This window comes from Armatimonas sp. (assembly GCF_964826245.1).
In genome coordinates this window covers 1-4,622 of record NZ_CBAYMC010000295.1, presented here as the reverse complement: position 1 = coordinate 4,622, position 4,622 = coordinate 1, and the positions used below count along the sequence as shown (strand labels likewise).

Annotated in this window: 5 protein-coding genes and 1 pseudogene; all 6 read left to right on the top strand. The window is 58.8% G+C overall.

Features of this window, described 5'->3' with window-relative positions:
• Positions 1-167 precede the first annotated feature (167 nt).
• On the top strand, positions 168-293 hold the full coding sequence (locus AC1XOS_RS20000; RefSeq protein ID WP_481963977.1) for a hypothetical protein: 126 nt from the start codon (positions 168-170) through the stop codon (positions 291-293).
• 16 nt (positions 294-309) lie between these two features.
• A pseudogene (locus AC1XOS_RS19995) lies at positions 310-444 on the top strand (3' terminal RNA ribose 2'-O-methyltransferase Hen1); the annotation flags it as partial.
• 76 nt (positions 445-520) lie between these two features.
• Positions 521-2,317, top strand: a complete 1,797-nt coding sequence (locus AC1XOS_RS19990; RefSeq protein WP_481963976.1) for an outer membrane protein assembly factor BamB family protein — start codon at positions 521-523, stop codon at positions 2,315-2,317.
• Positions 2,318-2,387: 70 nt separating this feature from the next.
• Positions 2,388-3,878: an MFS transporter gene (locus AC1XOS_RS19985; RefSeq protein WP_481963975.1), complete on the top strand. Its 1,491-nt coding sequence runs from the start codon at positions 2,388-2,390 to the stop codon at positions 3,876-3,878.
• 20 nt (positions 3,879-3,898) lie between these two features.
• Positions 3,899-4,150 carry a hypothetical protein gene (locus AC1XOS_RS19980; RefSeq protein WP_481963974.1) on the top strand — a complete coding sequence of 84 codons (252 nt, stop codon included), beginning with the start codon at positions 3,899-3,901 and terminating at the stop codon, positions 4,148-4,150.
• Positions 4,147-4,622, top strand: a 476-nt coding sequence (locus AC1XOS_RS19975) for an A/G-specific adenine glycosylase (RefSeq protein WP_481963973.1), incomplete at its 3' end; no start/stop codon positions are given. The genes AC1XOS_RS19980 and AC1XOS_RS19975, both read left to right, overlap by 4 nt.

The following is a 4,622-nucleotide window of genomic DNA, read 5'->3' as shown; positions in this document are numbered from 1 at the left end:
AGCGCGAGAGTCACCACTCCCCTTGAAGCGCCGCCATACTTCCGTCATGGATCTAACCGCCATCTAGTCTTGCCAGTCCCCTACTTGTTTTTCTTCTATTGACACCGTTGGTGATTATAACGCCTGACTCTTAGAACCACAAGGTAGTGATAAACTTACCTGAATCCATGCTTCTCACTCTCACCACACAAGCGCCGTCGCCATCCCTGCCAGATTCCCGTGATATTGGGTTTCTGCTGGAAGTAGACCCGACTCTGACACTCTCTGCAAGCCTGGCCGCACTAAGCCTGTGATGCCCGTGAGTCGCTCATACGCCGCCTGCTAGAGCCACTAGGCTATGAGATAACTCTCACCCGCTACGAGCTAGACCCGCACTTCTCGCGGTGGGGTAGTAGCAACTTGTATACCGTGACGCTCACCGGAGAGCAGACCGTGCATCATTTCCTCTCGCATCTCTATGTCCTCATCCCCGCACTGGACAATGCCAAGCACTACTTTCGGGGCGATATAATCGTCTTTGATGAATCCCTCCCCGAAACTCACGCGCCGAACACTGCTTCTGCTGACTCTCTCTGCAGGCTGCTCCGGGGGCGGCGGGGGCGTCTCCACACCGACCGGCGTGATTCTGGCACTCGACTGGCCCGAGGCCTCGCGCGTGCTCCCCGTCGCGGCAAAGAGTGTGCGGGTGCGGGTCAAGCGAGGCACCAAGATTCTCGCGGAGCGGCTCTATCTTGCAGGCCCAGACTCGGAAGAGCAAATCAATGAGCTTCCGTTTGCGGAGGCCCTGGTGCTGGAGGCCAGCGCTTTTTCCACCGCCGATGCAGCAGGCGCTGCTCTGGCCACGGCCTTGGTTCCCTTCAATCTCTTCCGGGGTAAACAAGAGCGCCTTGCTCTCACACTCACCTCGGTGATCAGCTGGGTGGAGCTCAGCCAGACCACCACGGGACTGGAGACTGCGCTGACCGTAGTCGCGAGAGACAGTGCGGGGAGTGCGGTTCTGACTTTCCCCGAACAGTGGCAGTGGAGCCTGAGTGATCCCACGCTGGGCACCCTCACGCCCACCGGCCCCACGGCAAGCTTCACTGAGTCGGGGTTTGGAGTCGCCACTCTCACCGCAACCGAGAAAGAGTCAGGCAACGTGGCCAGTATCACCCGCCCCGTTTGCAGCGGCGATCCCAGCAAGACCGCTCCCCTTGTGGCTACTGTCCCGATCAATGTCAAGCTCTTAGGGCTCGTGCCGCTCGAAAATGGTTCTCTGGTGCTCTCGGATGGCAAAGAGATCAAGGCCGTAGATAACTCGGGTGCGACTCTCTGGCGACGCACGCTCACGGGCACCGTGGAGTTTCTACAGCGTGTGGGCGACTACGTGGTCGCAAGCCTCACCAGCGGCGGCATCCGGGTGCATCGACTCAGCGATGGCGCCTTTTTCTGGGAGGATGCTCTGCTGGAGCCCCCATCTCTCTCCGACAATACCAGCCGCTTCTTTGGCTTCACACATACCTCGGCACCACGTCAGCTTCATGTCCAGGCACGCGGCTTGACCACCGGCGATTTTCTCTGGGATCAGGCCGTGCTGGACGATACCACAGCTCTCTGGGCAGACTCTGCCCGCCTGCTTTGCCAGAACCCGACCAACGAGTCCTACTTTGCGCTCCATGCGGCACTGGGCTACTCGCTCTGGGAGGCGCGCGTGCCAAGCAGTAGTCAGTTTCTGGGGGTTCGCCTCACCGGCGCGACTCCCCTGCTCTTTTCCCTGGCTCCCGGGGAGCTACGAGCCCTCTTCCTCACGACAGGGGTTCGCACCTGGGGTGTTGCCGCACCGGGCGATCGGGGCTATCTTACGCCCGACAAAAACCAGCTTATCGCCTACTCCGAAACCCAGTGTAGTGCCTATGACCCTGCCACGGGAACCACCCTCTGGAGCCGCAGTAGCCTCACCAAAGTGATCGGGATGCTCCCAAACGGCGACTTACTCGTGCTCCCGCCCGCCGAGCTTCCTCGTTGCCAGCCGATCCAAGCGCTACGTCCCAACGATGGCTCCGTGCGCTGGAGCACCTACCTCCCCTCTACCACGGTTCCCAACGACAGCTTTATAGCCCGAATCGCCGGGTCGCGGGTCTATGTCAGCCTCACCGGCATGGGGCGTCAAGGCACCACCCCTCTCTTTGCCTTAGATAGCACCACGGGGCAGTATCTCTGGGGAACCCGTCAGTACGGCCCCGAGGCCGTCTTTCCTGCGGCTCTCACCGCCTCGGGCAATACCCTGATTCTCGCCGCTGAGTCCGACACCAAGCTGATCCTCCTGCGCAATTCTTAATCTCTTCCCCACTTAATCCGCTTTTCTGTTACAATGCGGGCTAATCAAACTGAAGTGAAAGACTCAATCCATGTCAGATAAGCTACGTCTCAGGTTTCTCCTGAGCGTCATGATGTTTTGTCTCTATGCCGTCTGGGGAGCTTGGACTCCGATTATGGCAGTGACTATTGGCGACCGGCTCGGTGCCACCGGCGTGCAGATCGGCGCAGCCTACGGCGTGCTGTGGCTGGCCTGTATCATCTCCCCGTTTATCGGCGGCCAGCTCGTGGACCGCCTGATGCCCTCCCAAGTCTATCTGGGTATCTCCGCTGCCGTGTGCGCAGGGGCGGCCTGGATGATGTCACAGCAGCAAAGCTACAGTAGCTTCATGCTCTGGATGTGGGTCTGGTCGCTCTTTTTCGCCCCCACTCTGGGAATTACCAACTCTATTGCCATGTTCCATCTGGGCAAAGAGTCAAAAAACAGCGCTACCGACGATGCAGAGCGCGAGCGATTCAAGGGCATCAGTAAGAGCTTCAATATCGGCTGGGCCGTGGCTGCAATCGGGAGCATTGCCGGTCTGCTAGCAACAGGTAACTTTAGCTTCGAAGGCATTCCTACTCTCGTTACCCTAGGCATTCTCTCGATTTTGTTTATCTTTTTCCTGATGTTCCAAGACATGTCGCGCGCCACAGATGTCGAGCGCTCGTTCTCCGTGGTACGAACTGCCGGAACCATCGGCTGGATCATCTCGGCGATTGTGCTGACGATCTGGCTCAAGTCCAGCCCGCCGGTTGCCAAGGGAACATGGGCACCGTTTGAGGAGATGCAGGTCACGGCGCTCTTTGGCGTGATCCTGACGGTGGTTGCCTTTATTCTCCCCAACACGCCCCCTTCCAAAGAAACCAAAGACCCTTGGGCTTTCAAGAAAGCCTTCGTGCTGTTTAAGAGCGTCCCCGGATTCTCGATCTTCCTGCTGATCTCCCTGATCGTCTCCACCGAGTTCCAGTTCTACTACACGTTCTCTGGGCCCTTCATGGAAGACGCGGTTGCCAAGGGCGGGCTTGGCATTGACCATAGCATGGTCTCGTTCTACAAAAGCATCGCGCAGTGGGCGGAGATCCTCTGTCTGGGCGTGCTAACCCCACTCTCTCTTAAGAAGCTTGGGCTAAAAAAGACCCTCGTGATCGGCACCCTCGCCTGGCCCGTTCGCTACTTCCTCTATGCGATAGGCCAACCCACCACACTCGTGCTTGCATCCAACGTGCTCCATGGAGTTGGCTTTGCCTTTGTCTTTGTGACAAGCTACCTCTTTGTCGATCGCATTGCCCCCCGCGACATTCGTGCCAGCGCCCAGAGCCTCTTTATGCTGGTGACGTTGGGGATCGGCAACTGGCTGGGGACAATCTTCTCCGGCTGGCTCAAAGACCACTACACCACGACCGACAAGACCAACTGGCCCATGATCTTCCTCATCCCTGCCGCTCTCACGACCATCTGCGCTGTTGCGTTCTGGTTCACCTTTAAAGAGCCGCCTGCCGAAGAGCCCGGCGAAGATGCGCACGCGGCATTTGCCCACTAAGAAGGTATACTTTTCTTGCTATGCAGAACTATCTTGCCTACTACTGGATGAAGCAAGGGGATCGTGGGAGCAATCTCTGCGAGACCCTGACCGCATCCTCCTACGACGACGCGCTCCATCAGGTGGAAAACCGCCTCACACGACAGTTTTTCTCTTTTATCTCGGAGAACAAGGGCCGGGTGCTAGTGATCAGCGCCCATGTCCAGTTTGTCGAGGTGGAAGGAATTGACAACGACTTTCCGTTTGATAACCCGGAGCTGCCCGGCGTTTGAGCCCGTTCACGGCTCTTCTGTTGCACTGGTACGCCGCCCATAAGCGGGACTTGCCTTGGCGGCGTACCCAGAACCCCTATGCCATCTGGGTCTCGGAGATGATGCTCCAGCAGACCCAGGTTGCCACCGCCATCCCCTACTTTGAGCGCTGGCTCGCCCGCTTCCCCACCGTTCAGGCCCTCGCCGAAGCGCCCCTCGACGATGTTTTAAAGCAGTGGCAGGGACTGGGCTACTACGCCCGCGCCCGGAACCTGCATAAAGCCGCCCAGCGTATCTGCGAGGAGCACGGAGGTGTCTTTCCCACCACGCATGAGGCGGTGCTGGCACTTCCTGGCGTGGGACGCTACACCGCAGGAGCGATCTGCTCCATCGCCCTCGGGCTGGATACGCCGCTCGTAGATGCCAACGTGATCCGGGTGCTCTGCCGCGCCTTCGCGATCTCGGGGGACCCGAAGCTTCCCAAAACTCAAGA

Excerpts from the sequence above, each read along its gene's own strand:
- AC1XOS_RS19990 (WP_481963976.1), top strand. The coding sequence starts at position 521 with ATGAATCCCTCCCCGAAACTCACGCGCCGAACACTGCTTCTGCTGACT.
- AC1XOS_RS19980 (WP_481963974.1), top strand. The coding sequence starts at position 3,899 with ATGCAGAACTATCTTGCCTACTACTGGATGAAGCAAGGGGATCGTGGG.
- AC1XOS_RS20000 (WP_481963977.1), top strand. The coding sequence starts at position 168 with ATGCTTCTCACTCTCACCACACAAGCGCCGTCGCCATCCCTGCCAGAT.
- AC1XOS_RS19985 (WP_481963975.1), top strand. The coding sequence starts at position 2,388 with ATGTCAGATAAGCTACGTCTCAGGTTTCTCCTGAGCGTCATGATGTTT.